Annotated in this window: 19 protein-coding genes; 5 read left to right on the forward strand and 14 right to left on the reverse strand. The window is 74.4% G+C overall.

Annotation, left to right across the window (positions count from 1 at the left end):
- Positions 1–12: 12 nt before the first annotated feature.
- Genes PH190_RS15130 through PH190_RS15145 form a run of 4 tightly spaced genes read right to left on the reverse strand, consistent with a single transcriptional unit; the run spans position 13 to position 2,865 of the window.
- Entirely contained in the window at positions 13–768 is a 756-nt protein-coding gene (locus tag PH190_RS15130) for an SDR family NAD(P)-dependent oxidoreductase (RefSeq protein ID WP_274232351.1), read from the reverse strand.
- Complete coding sequence (locus PH190_RS15135) at positions 765–1,280, reverse strand: hypothetical protein (RefSeq protein ID WP_274232352.1); 516 nt, start codon at positions 1,278–1,280, stop codon at positions 765–767. Before PH190_RS15135 ends, PH190_RS15130 begins: the two co-directional genes overlap by 4 nt.
- The gene (locus PH190_RS15140; RefSeq protein WP_274232353.1) at positions 1,277–2,431 is read right to left on the reverse strand and encodes a thiolase family protein; all 1,155 of its coding nucleotides are present in this window, start codon (positions 2,429–2,431) and stop codon (positions 1,277–1,279) included. The genes PH190_RS15135 and PH190_RS15140 overlap by 4 nt, the downstream gene beginning before the upstream one ends.
- Positions 2,428–2,865, reverse strand: coding sequence for a Zn-ribbon domain-containing OB-fold protein (locus tag PH190_RS15145; protein WP_274232354.1), 438 nt, complete (start codon positions 2,863–2,865; stop codon positions 2,428–2,430). Before PH190_RS15145 ends, PH190_RS15140 begins: the two co-directional genes overlap by 4 nt.
- 248 nt (positions 2,866–3,113) lie before the next feature.
- Between PH190_RS15145 and PH190_RS15150 the strand changes: the two genes are divergently transcribed.
- Positions 3,114–4,229: an NDMA-dependent alcohol dehydrogenase gene (locus tag PH190_RS15150; RefSeq protein ID WP_274232355.1), complete on the forward strand. Its 1,116-nt coding sequence runs from the start codon at positions 3,114–3,116 to the stop codon at positions 4,227–4,229.
- Between the two features lie 8 nt (positions 4,230–4,237).
- The gene (locus PH190_RS15155; RefSeq protein ID WP_274232356.1) at positions 4,238–5,566 is read left to right on the forward strand and encodes an MFS transporter; all 1,329 of its coding nucleotides are present in this window, start codon (positions 4,238–4,240) and stop codon (positions 5,564–5,566) included.
- A gap of 84 nt (positions 5,567–5,650) precedes the next feature.
- Here PH190_RS15155 and PH190_RS15160 read toward each other — a convergent pair whose 3' ends face one another.
- The 3 genes from PH190_RS15160 to PH190_RS15170 are packed head-to-tail and all read right to left on the reverse strand — an operon-like array spanning position 5,651 to position 8,299.
- Positions 5,651–6,367, reverse strand: a complete 717-nt coding sequence (locus PH190_RS15160) for a GntR family transcriptional regulator (RefSeq protein WP_274232357.1) — start codon at positions 6,365–6,367, stop codon at positions 5,651–5,653.
- Positions 6,368–6,405: 38 nt separating this feature from the next.
- Entirely contained in the window at positions 6,406–7,410 is a 1,005-nt protein-coding gene (locus PH190_RS15165; RefSeq protein ID WP_274232358.1) for an alcohol dehydrogenase catalytic domain-containing protein, read from the reverse strand.
- 49 nt (positions 7,411–7,459) lie between these two features.
- The gene (locus PH190_RS15170; RefSeq protein ID WP_274232359.1) at positions 7,460–8,299 is read right to left on the reverse strand and encodes an SDR family NAD(P)-dependent oxidoreductase; all 840 of its coding nucleotides are present in this window, start codon (positions 8,297–8,299) and stop codon (positions 7,460–7,462) included.
- Between the two features lie 212 nt (positions 8,300–8,511).
- Between PH190_RS15170 and PH190_RS15175 the strand changes: the two genes are divergently transcribed.
- A complete protein-coding gene (locus PH190_RS15175) occupies positions 8,512–10,050 on the forward strand; it encodes a class I adenylate-forming enzyme family protein (protein ID WP_274232360.1) in 1,539 nt (512 codons plus the stop codon).
- A gap of 106 nt (positions 10,051–10,156) precedes the next feature.
- Positions 10,157–10,825 carry a TetR/AcrR family transcriptional regulator gene (locus PH190_RS15180; protein ID WP_274232361.1) on the forward strand — a complete coding sequence of 223 codons (669 nt, stop codon included), beginning with the start codon at positions 10,157–10,159 and terminating at the stop codon, positions 10,823–10,825.
- 16 nt (positions 10,826–10,841) lie between these two features.
- On the opposite strand, the gene PH190_RS15185 is transcribed toward PH190_RS15180, so the two are convergent.
- From PH190_RS15185 to PH190_RS15215, 7 genes are all read right to left on the reverse strand, one after another.
- Complete coding sequence (locus PH190_RS15185; protein WP_274232362.1) at positions 10,842–12,080, reverse strand: thiolase family protein; 1,239 nt, start codon at positions 12,078–12,080, stop codon at positions 10,842–10,844.
- A 64-nt stretch (positions 12,081–12,144) separates the two neighbouring features.
- Complete coding sequence (locus tag PH190_RS15190; protein ID WP_274232363.1) at positions 12,145–12,936, reverse strand: enoyl-CoA hydratase/isomerase family protein; 792 nt, start codon at positions 12,934–12,936, stop codon at positions 12,145–12,147.
- A 132-nt stretch (positions 12,937–13,068) separates the two neighbouring features.
- A complete protein-coding gene (locus PH190_RS15195; protein WP_274232364.1) occupies positions 13,069–14,184 on the reverse strand; it encodes an NDMA-dependent alcohol dehydrogenase in 1,116 nt (371 codons plus the stop codon).
- A gap of 37 nt (positions 14,185–14,221) precedes the next feature.
- Positions 14,222–15,358, reverse strand: coding sequence for a thiolase C-terminal domain-containing protein (locus tag PH190_RS15200; RefSeq protein WP_274232365.1), 1,137 nt, complete (start codon positions 15,356–15,358; stop codon positions 14,222–14,224).
- Positions 15,351–15,755: a Zn-ribbon domain-containing OB-fold protein gene (locus PH190_RS15205; RefSeq protein WP_274232366.1), complete on the reverse strand. Its 405-nt coding sequence runs from the start codon at positions 15,753–15,755 to the stop codon at positions 15,351–15,353. The genes PH190_RS15200 and PH190_RS15205 overlap by 8 nt, the downstream gene beginning before the upstream one ends.
- Entirely contained in the window at positions 15,752–16,570 is an 819-nt protein-coding gene (locus tag PH190_RS15210; RefSeq protein ID WP_274232367.1) for an enoyl-CoA hydratase/isomerase family protein, read from the reverse strand. Before PH190_RS15210 ends, PH190_RS15205 begins: the two co-directional genes overlap by 4 nt.
- Entirely contained in the window at positions 16,560–18,116 is a 1,557-nt protein-coding gene (locus PH190_RS15215) for a class I adenylate-forming enzyme family protein (protein ID WP_274232368.1), read from the reverse strand. The genes PH190_RS15210 and PH190_RS15215 overlap by 11 nt, the downstream gene beginning before the upstream one ends.
- A gap of 296 nt (positions 18,117–18,412) precedes the next feature.
- On the opposite strand from PH190_RS15215, the gene PH190_RS15220 reads away from it, so the two are divergent.
- Entirely contained in the window at positions 18,413–19,288 is an 876-nt protein-coding gene (locus PH190_RS15220) for an HTD2 family dehydratase (RefSeq protein WP_274232369.1), read from the forward strand.
- Positions 19,289–19,293: the final 5 nt, after the last annotated feature.

Here is a 19,293-nt window from a genome sequence, read left to right on the forward strand (position 1 = left end):
TCTCGTCTCCCGTCACGAGGCACGGGCCAGGTAGGGGTCACCGATGCTGCGGCCGCCGCAGGCGACCAGGACCTGCCCGGTGACGTAGCCGGCGTCGGCCAGGAACGCGACCGCGTCCGCGACGTCCTCCGGGCGGCCCGCGCGGCCCACCGGGATCGCGTCGAGCGTGCGACGCCGGACCTCGGGCGGCAGGCCGTCGGTCATCGGGGTGTCGACGAAGCCGGGCGCCACGGCGTTCACGGTGATGCCGCGGGGCCCGAGCTCGAGGGCGAGCGACCGGGTCGCGCCCACCAGCCCGCCCTTCGCCGTCGAGTAGGCCGTGGAGCCGAAGGTCCCCAGCCAGGCCCGGGAGGCGAGGTTGACGATCGCGCCGCCGCCGCGCGCGCCCATGCCCGGCCCGACGAGGCGCGCCAGCGCCAGCGGGCCGATCAGGTTGATCTCGGTCAGCCGCCGGAACAGGGCCGGCTCGAGCCGGCGGACCCGCGCGTCGCGCAGGACGCCGGCGCAGTTGACCAGGAGGTCGGCGCCGCCGAGCGCGTCGGCGCGGGCCACGACGGACCGGCGCGAGGCCGGGTCGGTCACGTCGAGCAGGTGGGGCTCGACGCGGCCCCCGATCTCCGCGGCGGCCTCGTGCACGGCGGTCTCGTCGAGGTCGGCGAGCACCACGGTGAACCCGTCGGCCGCCAGCCGCCGCACGATGCCGCGGCCGATGCCGCCCGCGCCTCCGGTGACGATCGCCGTCCGGCCCGAGGGATGTGTCGTGGTCACGGTCGGATCCTCCCGAGGTCGGTCCCGGCGGTCAGGTAGATCTCCTGACCGGTGATCGCCTCCCCGCCCTCGCCGAGCAGGACGCCGAGCTGGCCCGCGAGGGCGGCGACGGTCGTCGCCCGGGGGTCGACGGCGACCACGTTGACGGCCACCTGCTCGCGCGCCAGCTCGATCGCGAGCGTCCGCGCCATCGACAGGACCCCGCCCGTCACCGCCGAGGCCGCGGCCCCGCCCGCGGTGGCCATCAGCGGCGCCGCCGGGAGGACGAACACGAGGCGGTGCACCGCGCCGTCGAGCACCGCCCGGACGTCGGCGAGCACCGCGTCGAGCGTGTCCCCGACGTCGGTGGCGAGACGCTCGTCGGTCAGCTCGTCGAGGGGCCGCAGGTCGGGCACGGCCGGGACGACCACGGCCGAGGGCGACGTGGGGCGGGCGACCGCGAGGGCGTCGGTCACGAGGCGGGTGGCGGCGCCGTGGCCGCGCACGACCGCCTCCACCGTCGGCGCGCTCATCGGGCCATCACGACCGTGGTGACCGAGCCGCCGTCGGTGCCGTTGACCGTGCCGCCCTTGCAGTAGGCCAGCCCGGTGCGCGCGCCCTCGACCTGGCGTCCGCCCGCCGTGCCCCGCAGCTGCCAGGTCAGTTCGCAGACCTGGGCCGCGCCGGTGGCACCCACCGGGTGGCCGCGCGAGAGGAGGCCGCCGCTGGGGTTGACCGGCAACCGGCCGCCGAGGGTCGTGTGCCCGTCGGCGGTCCAGGCCGCCCCCTGACCGTGGGGGACGAGCCCGAGGCCCTCCATGCGCACGATCTCGGCGATGGTGAAGCAGTCGTGCATCTCGACCAGGTCGACCTCGTCGGGGCCGACCCCGGAGAGCTTCCACGCCTCCTCGCCGGCCCGCCGCGACACGTCCTCGGCGTTGAGGTCGCCGGTCCCGGTCTGCACCGACCCGCTGACCAGGCCCACGCCGAGGACCCGCGGCGTGTCCGGCGCCATCCCGAGCCGGCGCAGGCCGGCCGGGCTCGCGAGTAGGACGGCGGCGGCACCGTCGGAGATCGGGCTGCAGTCGAGCAGCCCGAGCGGCTCGGCGATGGGGCGGGCGTCGAGGACCTGCTGCAGGTCGACCGGCTTCTGGTACTGCGCGTACGGGTTGTGCACGGAGTGCGCGTGGTTCTTGACCGCGACGGCCGCGATCTGCTCGCGGGTGGCGCCGTGGTCGGCCATGTACCGGCGCGCACTCATCGCGTGCCCGGCCGCCATCACGTAACCGACGGCCGCGTCGAGGTCGCCGGGGTCGGGGCGGACGCCGCCGGCGACGCGGTCGGTCATCTTCTCGACGCCGATCACCAGGACGACGTCGTGCAGCCCGGCGGCCAGGGCGACCCACGCCTCGCGGACGGCCGTGGCGCCGCTGGCGCAGTAGTTCTCGTGGTTGGAGACCGGCGCGCCGTCGAGGCCGAGCTGCGCGGCGATGCGCTGACCGGCCACCGGGCCGCCGAAGACGTGCCCGACGTACAGCCCGTCCACCGCGGCCAGCCCGGCACCGGCGTCGGCGAGGGCCTCGCGGGCCGCGCCGACCGCCATCCGCTCGAGGGTGACGTCCGCGGGGTACTTGCCGAACCGGACCATCCCGACGCCGGCGACGTGGGCGGGGGCGAGTGTCATGCCGAGACCTCCTCGGAGACGCGGAAGCGGTGGCCCATCAGCGGGGCGCCCGACTCGTCGTGCTCGAAGGGCACGAGCTCGAGCGACACCGGCAGTCCGTGGGAGACCTCCTCGGGCGCCACGCCGACGACCTGGGCCATGAGCCGCACGTCGTCGGCGGGCAGGTCGATCCAGGCGAGGACGTAGGGCACCTCCACGCCGGCGGGGGCCTGCCGGACGACGGTGAACGAGTGGATGCGCCCCCGGGTCGACAGCTCGTGGCCGGCGACCTCCTCGGCACGGCAGGCCGGGCACACGTCGCGAGCCGGGAAGGTGGCCGTGCCGCAGGCGCCGCAGCGGGATCCGAGGAGCCGCGGGGGGTCGAGCGAGAGCAGCCCCTCGCGGAACGGCCGGGCGGCCGCCCGGTCGGCCTCCGTGGCCGCGGTCGGTGACATCGACGCCTCCCTGGGAGCAGACCGGACACCGGAACTCTTCGACAACATTTGATACAAGATACATTACCTGGCCAGCTCAGCGGTAGGGCCGTCGGGCGTCGATCACGACCGCGGCGCGGTCGCTGCACCGTGGAACAGGACCCCTTGCCTCGCGACCCAGCCGATGCAATCGTATCAAATATCTGAACAGACGGGAGTCGCTCCTCGCCGAGCTGCCCGTCGTCGACCACCGACCCCGGAGACGCCCCATGAAGACGCGAGCCGCGGTGCTCACCGCCCCCCACCGACCGTTCGAGGTCCGCGAGATCGAGCTCGACGAGCCCCGGGCCCACGAGGTGCTGCTGCGGATGTCCGCGGCGGGCCTGTGCCACTCCGACCTGCACATGGTGGACGGCGACAACGTCGTCCGGTTCCCGATCATCGGTGGCCACGAGGCGGCCGGGGTCGTCGAGCAGGTGGGCCCGGGCGTGACGCGCGTGGCGCCCGGCGACCACGTCGTCTGCAGCTTCACCCCGGCCTGCGGCACCTGCCGCTACTGCTCGACCGGCCGCCAGAACCTCTGCAACTCCGGGGCCACGATCCTCGAGGGGTCGATGCCCGACGGCACGTTCCGGGCCCACGACGACGAGCTCGGGGACATCGGCGCCTTCTGCATGCTGGGCGCCTTCTCCGAGCGGGCGACGGTCTCGGAGCTGTCGTGCGTCAAGGTCGACGAGTGGCTGCCGCTGGACAAGGCGGTGCTCGTCGGGTGCGGCGTGCCGACCGGGTGGGGCAGCGCCGTCAACGCCGGCGGGGTGTCCCCCGGCGACACCGTCGTGGTCTACGGCCTGGGCGGCGTCGGGATGAACGCGGTCCAGGGCGCGGTCCACGCCGGCGCGAAGTACGTCATCGGGGTCGACCCGGTCGCCTTCAAGCGCGACACCGCCCTGGAGTTCGGCGCCACCCACGTCTTCGCCACCGCCGACGAGGCGGCCGACGCGACCCGGCAGCTGACCTGGGGCGAGGGCGCCGACCAGGCGATCTGCGTGGTGGGGGTGATGACCGAGGAGGTCATCAGCAACGCCTTCGCCGTGATCGGCAAGGGCAGCACGGTCGTCGTCACCGGGGTCGCGAACCCCGAGCTGCTGACGGTCCACGTGTCCGGATCGGACATGGTCTTCAACCAGAAGACGATCAAGGGCACGCTGTTCGGCTCGTCGAACCCGCAGTACGACATCGTCCGGATGCTGCGCCTCTACGACGCGGGCCGGCTCAAGCTCGACGAGCTGATCACGCAGAGGTACTCGCTCGACGAGATCAACCAGGGCTACCAGGACCTCCGCGACGGCAAGATCATCCGCGGCGTCATCGACTACACGAAGTGAGCGCCACGATGACCACCTCCGCCCCCATCCCCCGCCGCGTCGTGCGGGCCACCCTCATCGGCAACTTCACCGAGTGGTTCGACTTCGCCGTCTACGGCGCCGTCGCCGTCACCCTCGGGAAGGTCTTCTTCCCGTCGGACGACCCGGTCGTCTCGCTGCTCGCCTCGCTCGCGGTGTTCGGCGTCGCATACGTGTTCCGCCCGCTCGGCGGTGCGCTCCTGGGCTCGCTCGGTGACCGGCGCGGCCGCCGGGTCGCCCTGTCCCTCGCGGTGCTCGGCATCAGCGGCGCGACGACGTTCATCGGCCTGCTGCCCTCCTACGCGGCCATCGGGTTCTGGGCGCCGGTCCTGCTCGTGCTGCTGCGCTCGGTCCAGGGCCTCTCCGCGGGCGGTGAGTGGACCAGCGCGTCCGCCTTCATCGCCGAGTACGCCCCGGCCGGTCGACGCGGCGCGCGCGCCGCCCTGATCTCCGCCTCCGCCGGCCTCGCGATCGTCGCGGGGACGGCGTCGGTGCTCGCGCTGGAGTCGGCGCTCACCCCGGCGGCCATGCAGTCGTGGGGCTGGCGCGTGCCGTTCCTCCTCGCCGCGCCCCTCGGCCTCGTCGGGTTCTACCTGCGGTCGAAGCTCGACGAGACGCCCGTCTACCGCGAGCTCCGTGCCCAGGACGAGGTCTCGGCCACCCCGCTGCGCGACGCGCTGCGCACCGAGCGCCCGGCGATGCTCATCGCCTTCGCCTGCACCTCGGTGACCGGCGTGGGCTTCTACTACCTGGCGACGTACTTCGGCAACGCACTGTCGATCACCGGCGACCGCCGCACGGCGCTGATCGTCACCTCGATCGCCATGGTCTTCTACAGCGCGATCTGCCCGCTGGCCGGACGCGTCTCCGACCGCATCGGCCGACGCCCCGTCTACATCGGCGGCGCGCTCGCGCACGCCGTGCTCGCGGTGCCGGTCCTCCTGCTCGTCGGCTCCGGGTCGCCGTGGCTCGCGCTGCTCGGGATGTGCCTGTTCGCGATCCCGCAGTCCGGGCTGAACGTGATGTCCTCGATCGTGCTGGTCGAGCTGTTCCCGGCGCGGACCCGGTCCAGCGGTGCCGCTCTCGCCTTCAGCGTCGGTGTCGGTCCGGTCGCGGGGACGGCCCCGCTCGTCGCGGCGACGCTGGCCTCGTCGGCGGGGAGCGCGGTCGGCAGCGCCGTCGCCTCGGGGCTCTACCTGGCCGTGATCGCGCTGGTGGTCGGCCTCGTGCTCCTGCGGGTCCTCCCGGAGACCTCGGGGCGTTCGCTGAGCGACGCCGCGCCCACCGTCCGGGACCGCGCAGAAGTCACGGCGGGCTGACCGGCGGGCTGACATCCGGGCGACGACGGCGGCGTGGTGACCACGCCGCCGCCGTCGCGTCCCGGCCGCGGCGTGGGCCGGCGGTCAGCCGGCGTCCTCCGCGGCCCGGCGGACGAGGTTGGCGCGCACCAGGGCACCGCCGTGGTCGATGTGCTCCCGCATCCGGGCGCGGGCATCCTCCACCGCCCCCGCGCGCAACGCGGCGAGGATCGCCCGGTGGTCGGCGACGCTCGTGTCGACGTAGCCCTCGATGCTGGCGAAGAAGTGGCGGGGCACGTAGCGCACCGCCACCGCCAGCAGGAGGGTCAGCTTCGGCGACCCCGCCGCCTTGTTGATCGTCCGGTGGAACTCGTGGTTGAGGTCCTCGACGAGCTCGGTCCGGCCCTCGGCGGCGGCGGACTCCAGCCGGTCCTGCACCGCCTCGAGCCGGTCCACCTCCTCGGCGGGGATCCGTGCCGCCGCGCGGCTCGCCAGCTCCCCGGCCAGATAGGCCTGCGCGTCGAACATGTCGGCGATGTCCGACGGCCGGAGCTCGACCACGCGGAAGCCGCGACGGGGCTCGAGGGCGAGGAAGCCCTGGGCGCGCAGCGCCAGCAGGCCCTCCCGGATCGGCGTCGGGCTCATGTCGAGGTCCTCGGCGAGCCGGTCGATGGACACGAGCCGGCCTGCGCCCAACTCGCCCGAGAGGATGAGCCCCCGGACGTAGGTCTCCACCTCCGCGGGCATGGGCCGCCGCGCGGCGAGGCGCGCCGCGGCCGAACCGCGCCGAGGACCGCGCGCCGGGAGATCCCGCTCCGACACGTCGCCGCCTCCCGTCCCGGCCGGCCCCCCGACGACGGTCAGGGTACGACCACGGCCCGCCCGGCCACCGCCCGACGGTCCATGTCGGCGAACGCCTCCGCGACCATGTCCATCGGGTACGGCCGGACCACCGGCACCACCGTCCCGGACGCCACCCACCGGAGGGCCTCGGCGAACGTCGCCGCGCTGGTGGACTCCGACCCCGTGACGACGAGCTCCCGGGACAAGAGGTGGAACGGGTGGAAGGACACCGGCCGGCCGGTCTGCTGCCCCACCAGCACCAGCCGTCCGCCGTGGACGAGACCGCGCAGGAGGGCGGTGAACGTCTCCGGCGCGCCGACGGTGTCGAGCACGACGTCCACCGCGGGGCCGGGTGACGACCGGCGGCCGACCACGTCGGCGGTGTGCAGGACCCGGTCGGCGCCCGCGGCGAGTACGGTCTCGGCCTTCTCCGGCGAGCCGGTCAGCCCCGTGACCCGGGCGCCGAGGGCGGCGGCCACCTGGACCCCGTGGAGCCCGAGGCCGCCGCCCGCGCCCGTCACCAGCACCGACTCGCCGGCGCGCACCCCCACGGCGCGGCAGGCCTGGAGCGCCGTGCCGACCGCGCAGGCGACCACGGCGGCCACGGGCGACGACACCTCGTCCGGGACGGGCAGCAGCGCGGAGGACCGCACGAGCACGTCGTCGGCCAACCCCCCGTACACGAACGCGCGGTCCGGGCAGCGCAGTTCCTCGCCCGACCGGCACCACCGGCAACGCCCGCACGTCGCGAACTGCTTCGAGGCGACCCGCTGCCCGACCGCGAGACCCCGCGCGGCGGGCCCGAGGGCCTCGACCGTCCCGGCGATCTCGTGGCCCAGGACCAGCGGGTCGGGCGGGGCGCCGCGCGTCAGGCCGTAGCGGTCGGCCTGGTCGTGGCCGCACAGACCGCACGCCTCGACCCGGACGAGGACCTCGTCCTCGCGCGGGGCCGGGACGTCGGCGTCCACCGTCGTCAGCGTCCCGCCGTCGGGGCCGCGGCGGGTGAGGTGGACGGCCCTCACCGCGGGGCGTCCTCCGACGCGCCCGCGGTGCGGGCCCGTGGTGCCGTCGTCACCGCGTGGCCTGGCCGCAGTCGACGTGCAGCATGTGCCCGGTGACGACGCGGGCGTTGTCGGAGACCAGGTAGAGCACGGCGTTCGTGATGTCGTCCATCTCGGCACGCCAGCCCTCGAAGTTCACCAGCCCCGAGAAGTGCTCGTAGGACTCCGCCATGCTGATGCCGCCCAGCGCCTCGGCGAGACCGATCACCATGTAGGAGCCGCCGTCGGGGTCCGGCTTGATCGTGGCCGGGGCGATGCCGTTGACGGCGATGCCGAACTCGGAGAGCTCGGTCGCCCAGGACCGGGTCAGGCCGACGACACCGTGCTTCGACGCGACGTAGTGGGACAGCATCGCGTGGCCGCTGCCGATGACGGCCGAGGAGATGTTGATGATCTTGCCGGTGCGCCGACCGATCATGTTCGGGACGACGTACTTGGCCAGCCACATCGGGCCCTTGAGGTTGATGTCGATGACGGCGTCGAGGACGTGGCTGCGCATCTCGTGGATCGGGTCGATCGCCGCCATCCCGGCGTTGTTGATCAGGACGTCGATCTTGCCGAAGGTGTCCAGCGCCTCCTGCACCGCGGCCTTGACCTGCTGCTCGTCGCGGACGTCGGCGACGACCGGCAGCGCCCGGCGTCCGCGCGCCTCCACCTCCTTGACCGTGCGGTCGAGGTCGTCGCGGTCGGCGACGCGGTAGAGGTCCGGGATCGGGGTGGTGGTGTCGAGGGCGACGATGTCGCACCCGGCCTCGGCGAGCGCCCGGGCGTGGTTCGCCCCCTGACCGCGGCCGGCGCCGCTGATCAGGACGACCTTGTCCTCGAACCCCTGCAGTGTCGTGCTGTACATGGACGCACTCCTTCGTCGGCTCCGCGGTCCCGGGGACCAGGGCCGCACCGCGCCCGGACAGGACCGTCCTAATAGTTGATACAAGATAGGAGATGCAGCGGGCAAGCATCGGCCGAGCACGCGCAGGCCCGCTCCGACGGCACGTCGACCCTTGTGCCCGCCGACGACCTCCCCCACAATTCAAACCACCGGTGGATTTAGGAGGTCAACCCATGGACGTGCCCGGCCTCATGCGGCAGGCGGCGACCGTCAACGCACACCGCACCGCGATCGTCACCCGCGACCGGAGCCTGACCTTCGCGCAGGCCTGGGACCGGGGCGTGCGGGTGGCGAACGGCCTGCGTGCCCTGGGCGTCCGGCCCGGGGACCGGGTCGCCGCGGTCGAGGACAACACCCTCGGGGCCGCGGACTTCTTCCTCGGCGCGGCGATCGCCGGGGCGGTGCGCGTGCCGCTCTACCCCCGCAACTCGCGCCGCTCCCACCAGGTGATGATCGAGCAGACCGGCGTCGTGGCGGTGGTCGCCGAGGCCGCCCACGCCGACGGGGTGAAGGGACTGGAGCAGGAGGTCGACGGCCTCGCGCACGTCCTGGTCCGCGACGAGACCTGGGAGGACTGGCTGGCGGCCCAGTCGAACGTCGACCCGCACGTCGAGGTCGGCCCGGACGACTGGTACATCATCCGGCACTCGTCGGGCACGACCGGCCGCCCCAAGGGCGTCGGCTACACCCAGCACGACTGGCTGGTGAACTGCCGCAACTGGTTCTACCGGCTGCCCGCCCTCGGCTGGGACTCCGTGGTCGGCCACGCGGCGCCGATCTCCCACGCCGCCGGCTACCTGTTCATCCCGGCGTGGCTGGCCGGCGCCACCAACCTGCTCTACGGCGCCTTCGACGTGCCGACGTTCCTCGAGCTCACCGAGCGCCACCGGGTCACGCACACGTTCGCGGCCCCGTCCATGCTCGCTGGCATCGCGAGCGACCCGACGGTGCCGGACCGGGACCTCACGGCGCTGCGGTGCATCCTCGTCGGCGGCGGTCCCATCACCGACGCGACGATCAACCGCGGGCGCGCCGCGTTCGGCGACGTCGTCTACCAGGTGTTCGGCCAGACCGAGGCGACGCCGCTGACCATCGCCACGCCCGCCGAGTGGTTCGCCGACGTGCCCGGCTCCACCCCGATGCGCTCGGCGGGGCGGGTGCTGCCCTTCTGCCGCCTCGAGATCCGGGACCCCGAGGGCCGCGTGCTCGGCCTCGACGCCGAGGGCGAGATCTGGACCCAGGTCGAGGCCCAGATGCGCGGTTACTGGGGCGACCCCGCCCGTACGGCCGAGCGGCTGGTCGACGGCTGGGTCCGCACCGGCGACATCGGCAAGCTCGACGCGAACGGCTACCTCTACGTGCTCGACCGCGTGGACGACATGATCGTGTCGGGCGGGTTCAACATCTGGCCGGCCGAGCTCGAGACCGTCCTGGCCGACCACCCCGACGTCGTCGAGGTCGCCGTGTTCGGCGTGCCCGACGCCCGGTGGGGCGAGACACCCCTGGCGGTCTGCCGCACCACGCCGGGCGCGGCGGTGACCGGCGACGAGCTGATGGACCTGGTGGCCGAGCGACTGGGCCGCTACCAGAAGCCGTCCCGCGTCGAGTTCGTCACCGAGCCGCTGCCCAAGTCGGTGACCGGCAAGCTCCAGCGCAAGGTCCTGCGCGACCCGTACTGGGCCGATCGCGACACCCGGGTGAGCGGGGCGTGACACCCGCGTCCGGGCACGGGAGACGGGCGGGGGACACCGGCCTCCGCCCGTCCCGGCCTATCCTGGCCTCCCGACCGGGGCCGAGCGCGAGGGAGACGTCGACATCGTGTCCAGTGCAGACGCGAGCACGGCGGACACCGGGTCCGGACGGGCCCGGCCTGCCGGGCGGCGGCGACGCCAGCAGCACGCCCGTCGCGAGGAGGTCCTCGAGGTCGCCGCGCGGATGTTCCACGAGCGCGGGTACGCGGCCACCACCACGCAGGAGATCGGCGCCGCGCTGGGCATGCTCAAGGGCAGCGTCTACTACTACATCTCCAGCAAGCAGGATCTGCTGTTCGAGCTGATCGCGCAGTACCACGACGACACCCTCGAGCACTTCGAGCGGATCGTCGCCTCCGGCGCCGCGCCGCTGGACAAGGTGCGCGCCCTCGTCGCCGCGGACACCGCGCACGTCGCCGACAACATCGAGCGCGCGAGCCTGTTCCACACCGAGTGGCGCGCCCTGCCCCCCGAGCGCCGGCAGCCGATCCTCGACGAGCGACGACGCCACGAGACCGCCGTCGAGGAGTGGCTCACCGCCGGTCAGGCCGCGGGGACCGTCCGGGCGGAGGTCGATCCGCGCACCGCGGCGCTCGCCCTGTTCGGGATGGTGAACTCGGTGTCGCGCTGGTTCCGCGCCGACGGCCGCAAGACCGGTCAGCAGGTCGGCGAGGAGTTCGCCGACCTGGTCGTGGGCGGGCTCGCGGCGCGGGCCCCGTCGGATCCCGACGGCTGACCCGCGCCGCGCCGCGTCACTTCCCGCCGAGGATGGTGACGCAGGTCGATGCGTCCTCGACGCCGTAGAAGCCGCCGCCGCTCTGGCTGATCGTCCAGCGCGCGCCGGGGACCTGGCGGTCACCCGCCTCGCCCCGCAGTTGGGTGACCAGCTCGAAGGTCTTGGCCAGCCCGGTCGCCGCGATGGGGTGCCCCTTGGAGACCAGGCCGCCGGAGACGTTGATGGGAATACGGCCCCCGAGGGTCGTCTCCCCGCGCTCGGCGGCGGCACCGCCGTTGCCCCGCGCGACGAGCCCGAGGTTCTCGCTCTGCAGGATCTCCCCGAAGCTGGTGGCGTCGTGGAGCTCGGCGACGTCGACGTCCTCGGGGCCGATGCCCGCCCGCTCGTAGGCCCGGGTCGAGGCGACCACCGAGAGGTGGCGGTCGAGGTCGTCCGGGGAGCGGTCCTGGCCGCTGGCGAGCTCCACGGCCGCGATCGGCACGCTCCGCGCGCGGTCGCCGTGGCGGCCGAGGACGCGGTCGCTGCAGACGAGCACCGCGGCGGCGCCGTCGGACATCGGGGCGCACATGGGGAGCCTGATCGGCCAGGAGATCGTCGGGGCCGCGAGCACCTCGTCGACGCTGAACGGGCGCCGGTACTGGGCCCACGGGTTGTGCACGCTGTGCCGGTGGTCCTTGGCCGCCACGGCCGCGAGCTGGCGGTCGGTCAGGCCGTAGCGCTTCATGTGGTACTTCGCGAGGGCCGCGTAGACGTCCATGAAGAGGCTCTTCGCCTCGGGAGCCGGCTCGGCCACCCCGTCCGGGGTCGGGACGTCGGCGCCGAGGGCCAGCAGGCCCGCCGTCGTGGCGTCCGCGTCGTGCACGTCCCAGGCGCCGTGGAACCAGGCGAAGGAGCCCGCCTTGTCCGCGGTCATCCGCTCGACCCCGACGGCCAGGACGACGTCGGCGTTGCCCGCCCGGACGTGCGACTCGGCGAGCAGCAGGGCCGTGTCGCCACTGGCGCAGGCGTTCTCGACGTTGAACACCGGCCCGCGCTGGAAGCCCATGTCGCGCATCGCGATCTGCCCGGCGACCGCGTGCTGGCCCTCGAGGGCTCCCTGCATGGCGGTGGAGAAGAACACCGCCTCCACCGCGTCGAGGGTGGTCCCGGCGTCCTCGAGCGCGCCGTCGACCGCCTCGCGGGCCAGCTCCTTGACGCCGACCTCCGGACGCCGCCCGAACGCGGTGGTGCTCGCCCCGATGATGTGGCTGGTCATGGTCCTCTCCTCCCCCGCCCCGGCGGGTGCTCGATCGACTGACACGTCCGCGCCGCCGCGGCGCTCACCAGGCCGGCGTCCGGCGCTCGCGGAAGGCGCTGACGCCCTCGCGGTAGTCCGCGGACCGGGCGTGCTCGGCGGCCGCCTCCTGCTCGCGGCGCAGCGCTTCCTCGACCGGGAGCTCGAGCCCCTCGTCGACCAGCGTCTTCATCCGTCGCAGCCCGTCCGGGCTGCGGGCGGCCAGGGTGGCCGCGAGGTCGTCGACGGCCGCGTCGAGATCGGCGTCGGGGACGACGCGGCAGACGAGGCCCCAGGACTCCATGGTGGCCGCGGGCACGCTCTCGCCGGTGTAGAGCAGGTACTTGGCCCGCGGCGACCCGAGACGCCGCGGCAGCCGGACCGATCCGCCGCCGCCGGGCAGCAGCCCGTAGCGCGCGTGCCCGTCGCCGAAGACGGCCGACTCGGCGGCGACCACCAGGTCGCACGCGAGGACGACCTCGAGGCCGCCGGCGACGGCGAGGCCGCCCACGGCCGCGACGACGGGCACGGGGAGCGCCGCGAGACGGCTCAGCGTGGAGCTGATGTCGTCGTGGAACTGCTCGAGACCCGGGCCCTCCCCGAGGGCCGACACGGCCTCCAGGTCGCCGCCCGCGCAGAACGCGCGGCCGCGGGCGCCGATGACGAGCACCCGGGTGGACGGGGGCAACGTGTCGATCGCCCGCCCCAGCGCGGCGACCAACGACGGGCTCAGGGCGTTGAGCCGGTGGGGACGGTTCAGCGTCCAGCGCGTGACCGGCCCCTGCACCTCGACCAGCAGCTCGACCAGCAGCTCGGTGTCCTGCGCGGCCCCGGACATGGCACCTCCTCAGGTGGCGTCGCTTCATTCGACCAAACGATGGGTGGAATTTGAAGCCGCGGCGGCCACCCCCGTCCGCGGCGGAACTCCCCCGGCGTGCTGTACCGCTCGCGGACGCGCGCGGCGGCCCGGTCAGAACACGACGACCCCGCGGAGGTTGCGGCCCGCGTGCATGTCGTCGAAGCCGGTGGCGATCTCGTCCAGCGTGTACCGGGTGGTGATCAGCTCGTCCAGCTTGAGCGCCCCGGCCTGGTGGAGACGGAGCTGGGCCGGGATGTCCGCGGTGGGGGCGGAGGCGCCGAACAGCGAGCCCTGCAGGCGCTTCTGGTAGAGCACCAGCTCGGTGAGCGGGATGTCGCCGTCCCCCGTCCTGGTCGCCCCCAGCCCGACGACGACGCAGGTCCCGGCCTTGCGCACCGCCCGCAGCGCGGCGCCGACGTGCCGCCCCGTCGTCACCCCGACCGCCACGATCGCCGCGTCCGCGCCCTGGCCGTTGGTCAGCTCCCGACCGATCTCCGTGGCCTCGGCGATGTCCGCCACGGCGTGCGTGGCCCCGAGCGCGAGCGCCTGGGTCCGCTTGAACTCCACCGGATCGACCGCGATGACCGCCAGCGCCCCGGCGTGCGCGGCCCCCTGCACCGCGTTGATCCCGATGCCGCCGACACCCATGACGATCACGACGTGACCCGGCTCCACCTCGGCCGAGTTGACCGCCGCGCCCCACCCGGTCCCCACGCCGCAGCCGGTCAGGCACGCCGTCTCCAGCGGGATCCAGGGGTCGACCTTGATGGCCGAGGCCGTCGCCACGGTCGTGTGCTCGCAGAACGTGGAGAGCCCGCACATCTGACCGACGGGGGCACCGTCGAGGGCCAGCCGGAAGCTGGTCGGGTCGTCCCACCGGGCGTTCGTGCCGGCCGCGGCACCCATGTCGCAGAGGTTCTGGTGGCCGGTGGCGCACCACCGGCAGCGCCCGCACGCGGGCAGGAAGGAGAACACCACGTGGTCCCCCTCCTCGAACCCCGGGGTGTGCGGCCCGACGGCCTCGACGATCCCGGAGCCCTCGTGCCCGCCGGCGAAGGGGAGGATCCCGACCTTCATGTCCCCGGTGGCGTGGTGGTCGTCGGAGTGGCAGAGCCCGCTCGCGACCATCTGCACGCGGATCTCGCCCGGCCGCGGGTCGTCCACCTCCAGCTCGACGACCTCGTACCGGCCGGGCACCTCCCGCAGGACCGCGCCTCGCGTCAGCATCCTCGTCCTCCTCCCCGATCCGTCGACCCTCGTGCCCTCAGCGGTCGGACCGCAGGAGCAGGGCCGACCCGTCCATCAACGCGCCGGACGTCGCGACGGCGACCTCGTGGTCGGGCGCCTGGCGGTCGCCGCCGCGCCCCTGCACCTGCAGCACGGCCTCCGCGACCGTGTTCATGCCGTGCAGGTACCCCTCCCCCAGCAGGCCGCCGTGGGTGTTGACGGGGAGCCGGCCCGACCGGACCAGCTCACCCGCCCCGCCCCGGTCGGCGAGCCCGAGGCCCTCCAGGCTCATCAGGACGGCGCTGGTGAAGCAGTCGTAGAGCGCGGCCACGTCGACGTCGCCGGGGGTCAGCCCGGCCCGCCCGAACAGCTCGTCGCGCAGTCCCTCGGTGAAGTTGCGGGTGTAGTCCCCGGTCAGCACGTGGTCGCCGATGTCGAGACCCGGCCGGGGACCCGCGCGGTAGGCCGCCGACGCCACGACCGCGGGCGGCCGGGCGAGATCCCGCGCCCGGTCCAGCGACGTGACGAGCAGGGCGCAGGCCCCGTCGACCTCGGTGGTGCAGTCCGCCGCGCGGAACGGGTCCGCGACCATCGGCGACGCGAGGTAGCCCGCCATGTCCAGCGGACGCCGCTGGACCGCGCGCTCGTTGCGCACCGCGTAGGCACGGTGCGCCACGGCGACGGATCCGAGGTCCTCGATCCCCTGCCCGGTCTCGTGCAGGTACCGGCGCGCCCACATCGCGATGTACATCGGGTAGGCGTCGTAGCCGATCGGGTACCGGTACTGCCCGCCGCGCCCGGGGAAGCGCGCCGAGCCGACCTTGGTCCCGGACCGCCCGTTGAGCGCGCGGAAGACCAGCACGTGCTCCGCGCGCCCGGTGGCGATCGCGGCTGCGGCCAGCCCGACGAGGTGGCACGGGGCGTGGCCGGCCTGGTTGAGGTCGAGGACGAACCGGAGCCCGGGCAGCGCCAGGGCCGTCGCGAGGGCCTGGCAGTTTTCGGAGTCCGACCCGACCATGTGGCTCGCGATGCCGTCGAGCTCGGCGAGCGTGAGGCCGGCGTCCGCGCACGCGGCGACGGCCGCGTCGGCGGCGAGGTCGAGGACCGGGCGGCCCGAGGACCGGGTGAACGGGGTGTACCCGACGCCGGCGACCGCGACGGCGCGGTCAGCCATCGAGGACCATCCGGAGCTCGCTCCAGTCCTCGTGGTGGTGGAACCGGGGCCGGACGCGGGCGCCGAAGTCCACCCCGTCCGGCTCGTCGAGGCGCAGGGCGAGGCGCGGCCCCTCGTCGAGGTCCACCGTGGCGACGACGTAGGGCACGTCGGCGGCGAACGCCTCGTCGAAGGCGCGGTGGACCACGATCCAGGAGTACACGCTCCCCGTGCCGGGGACGTCCTCCGCCGCCCCGCCGCTCGTGGCGCACCACGGGCAGCGGCCCATCGGCGGGAAGCGCAGCCGCTGGCAGGCCGAGCACCGCTGGAGCGCGATGCGTTCCTCGCGCAGCGCGGCCCAGAAGGTCGCGCTGTCGGCGTCGGGCTCCGGCGGGGCGGGCCGTGGACGCGCCGTCACGACGCGAACCCCGGCTCCCGCTTGTCGGCGAACGCGGCGAAGCCCTCCGCGGCGTCCGCGGACTCGGCGTGCCGGGCGCACACCGCGCCCTCCAGTGCGAGGGCCTCGTCGACGGCGAGCCGGCCCCCGACGTCGGACAGGTGCTTCATGGCCCGCAGCCCCGCCCCGCTGCGACGGCCGAGGGTCGCTGCGAGCCGGTCGGCGCCCGCCCACAGCTCCCCCTCGGGCAGGACCTCGGCCACGAGACCCCACTGCTGCATCGTTGCGGCGGAGACGCTCTCGCCGGTGTAGGTCAACCAGTTGGCCCGGTTCACCCCGATCCGCCGCGGCAGGCGCACGGACCCGCCCCCGCCGGGCACGAGCCCGCAGCGGGCGTGCGCGTCACCGAACCGGGCGGTGTCGGCGGCGAGCACCAGGTCGCAGCACAGCACCAGCTCGAGCCCCCCGGCGACGGCCCACCCGTGCACGACCGCGACGGTGGGCACGGGCAGGCGCTCGATCCGGGACAGCACCGCCGAGATCGTCGCGAAGTAGCGCCCGGCGCCGCCCGGCCCGGACGCGCGGGCCCGGCGCGCCTCGGCGAGGTCGCCCCCGGCGCAGAAGCTGCGCCCGCTGCCGCGGATGAGCACGCCGCGGACCGCGGGATCGTCCTCGATCGCGGCGCACGCCTCGTCCAGCGCCTCGACCAGCGGGGAACCGAGGCTGTTGAGCGACTCCGGGCGGTCGAGCGTGAGCACCGCGCAGCCGGCCCGGCGCTCGACGCGCAGCGCCGGCCGGCCCCGCTCCGACGCCTCGGACCACGCCTCAGATGACACGGTCGCGGCCCTTCCAGTAGGTCTCGCGGATCACGCGCTTGAGCACCTTCCCGGCCGCGCTGCGCGGCAGCGCGTCGACGACCCGGACCGACTTCGGCGTCTTGACCCCGCCCAGCCGCGCGCGCAGCGTCGCGATCAGCTCGGCGGTGTCGAGCTCCGCTCCCGGCTTCAGCTCGACGACCGCGGTCACGGCCTCGCCCCAGCGGTCGTCCGGGACGCCGATGACGGCGCAGTCCTGGACGGCGGGGTGGTCCCACACCACCTGCTCGACCTCGGCCGGGTACACGTTGAACCCGCCGGAGATGATCATGTCCTTCTTGCGGTCGACGACGTAGAGGAAGCCCTGCGCGTCCCGCTCACCGATGTCGCCGGTGTGGAACCAGCCGTGGGCGAAGGCCCGCGCGTCCTCCTCCGGGTCGTCGACGTAGCCCGCCATCACGGTGCCGCCCCGGCAGACGATCTCGCCGCGCTCCCCCACGCCGAGCAGCCGGCCGTCGTCGTCGGCGATGGCGATCTCGGTGAAGGGGCCGGGACGTCCGCAGCTGAGCAGGCGACGCTCCTTCGCCGGGTCCGCCAGCGCCTCGACGTGGTCCCGGGGCAGGAGGAACCCGAGGACCACCGGCGCCTCCGTGAGCCCGTAGGTCTGCGCGAGGACCGGCCCGAAGACGTCGATGGCCTCCCGCAGCTTGTGGGTGGCCATCGGGGCCCCGCCGTAGATCATGTACCGCAGCGAGGAGTAGTCGAAGTCGCCGACCCGCGGGTGCGCGAGCATCGTGTAGATCAACGTCGGGGGCAGGAACAGCGTCGTCGCGCGGTGCTCCTCGATCGCCTGCATGATCGCGAGCGGCTCGGGGGCGGGCAGCGTGACGACGGTGCCGCCCTGGGACAGCAGCGTGGTGGCGAAGTAGCCCGCCGCGTGCGTCAGCGGCGCCGCCGCCACGGTGACGGGGTTCGTCTCGTAGTGCATGAGGCTCTGGTAGTTCGCCACCATCGCCTCGAAGCCGCGGTTGGTGTGCCGCACGCCCTTGGGGCGCCCGGCCGTCCCGCTCGTGCTGGGCAGCATGACGACGTCGTCCGGCCCGGTCGGGCACGTGACGGTCGGGCCGGGTCCGGGCAGCCAGTCCTCGAACGTCGGGACGCCGTCGAGGACGGGTAGACCGTCGAGCTGCACCGCCGACCGCAGCGTCGGCACCTCGGCGAGCGCCCGGGCGGCGTCGGCGGCGACGCTCGGGTGGAAGAACAGGTGGCGCGCCCCGAGCCGGGTCAGGACCGCGACGTTCTCCTCGATGCCGTTGCGCGCGTTGACCGGGATCCAGGGCTGGCCGGCGCGCGCCGCGCCGAACTGGCACGCGAAGCCCCGCGGGTGGTTGGGGGTCCAGATCGCGACCGGCTCCCCCGGGGTGAAGCCGTCGCGCTGCAGGCCACGGGCGATGCGATGGGTGATCGCGACGAGATCGTCGTAGGTCCACACGATCTCCGACGACCGCACCGCGTCCTGCTCGCCGAACAGTTCCGCGCCGCGGTCCAGGAAGTCGACGTACCGCACGGGCCATCCTCCTTCGATCCACCGGTGGTTTGAAAATAGCGACATGCGGAGCGCAGACGCAAGGGCCTCCCGTCGCCGGGACGTGGTCCGGGGGTGACATGGGCCGGTCGGTCAGGTTTCCGCGGGAACGGCGTCGTCCCGCGGAGGGGCGGCGCCCGCCGCGTCGCCGACGTCGATGCACCCGGTGCATCGATCTCGCGCACAGGTCGCCGTTTCCCCCGTCGTCGTCCGGGCGCAGGCTGAGCGTGCGGCGCACCCCGCGCCGCCCCCGCCCCCGGACGTCGTGAGGTCCCGCCATGTCGGAAACCACCACGCGGGAGCTGGCCGACCTCCTCGAGGACTGGGCCCCGCCGGAGGTGAGCACCGCCCGGTCGATCGACCCGTGGCCGGCGGCCGCCTTCGCGGACCTGCTCGACGCCGAGCCGCCGGACCTCGAGGAGGGCGCCCCTCTCCCTCCCCTGTGGCACTGGTTCACCCTGCTCGAGCACCGGGCGTCGTCCGACATCGGCGAGGACGGCCACCCCGTCGAGGGCCCCTTCCTGCCGCCGCTGCCCCGGCGGCGACGCATGTTCGCCGGAGGTCGCCTGTGGTCGTCCGGCCCCCTCCCCGTCGGCGCCGAGCTGCGGTGCCGCGAGCGCGTGTCGGACGTGGCCGTGAAGTCGGGCCGGAGTGGCGCGAGCGCCTTCGTCACGGTGCGCCGGGAGCTGACGGTGGACGGGCGAGACGTCGCCGTCGAGGAGCAGGACGTCGTGTACCGCTCGGAGACCCCCGGCCGGACCCGGCCGTCGATCGGACGTCCCCTCGCCGACGGGACCGAGCTGCCGGGCCCCTGGCGACGCGGCCTCGAGCCCGATCCGGTGCTGCTCGCACGCTTCAGCGCCCTGACCTACAACGGCCACCGCATCCACTACGACCACCCGTACACCACCGGCGTCGAGGGCTATCCGGACCTCGTGGTCCACGGGCCGCTGCTCGCGCTGCTCGCCCTGGAGCTGCCCCGCACCTGCGCGCCGGACGCCGTGGTGGCCGAGTTCTCCTACCGACTGGTGCGACCGGCCTTCCTCCCGACGCCGCTGGTCGCCGCCGGTGCGCCCGACGGGGACGGGGCGTCCCTCGCCGTCGGGGCCCGGGATTGTCCGCCCTCCCTGACCGCCACCGCCCGCTTCCGCTGACCGAG

The organism is Actinomycetospora straminea (assembly GCF_028737255.1).
Lineage (GTDB): Bacteria > Actinomycetota > Actinomycetes > Mycobacteriales > Pseudonocardiaceae > Actinomycetospora > Actinomycetospora straminea.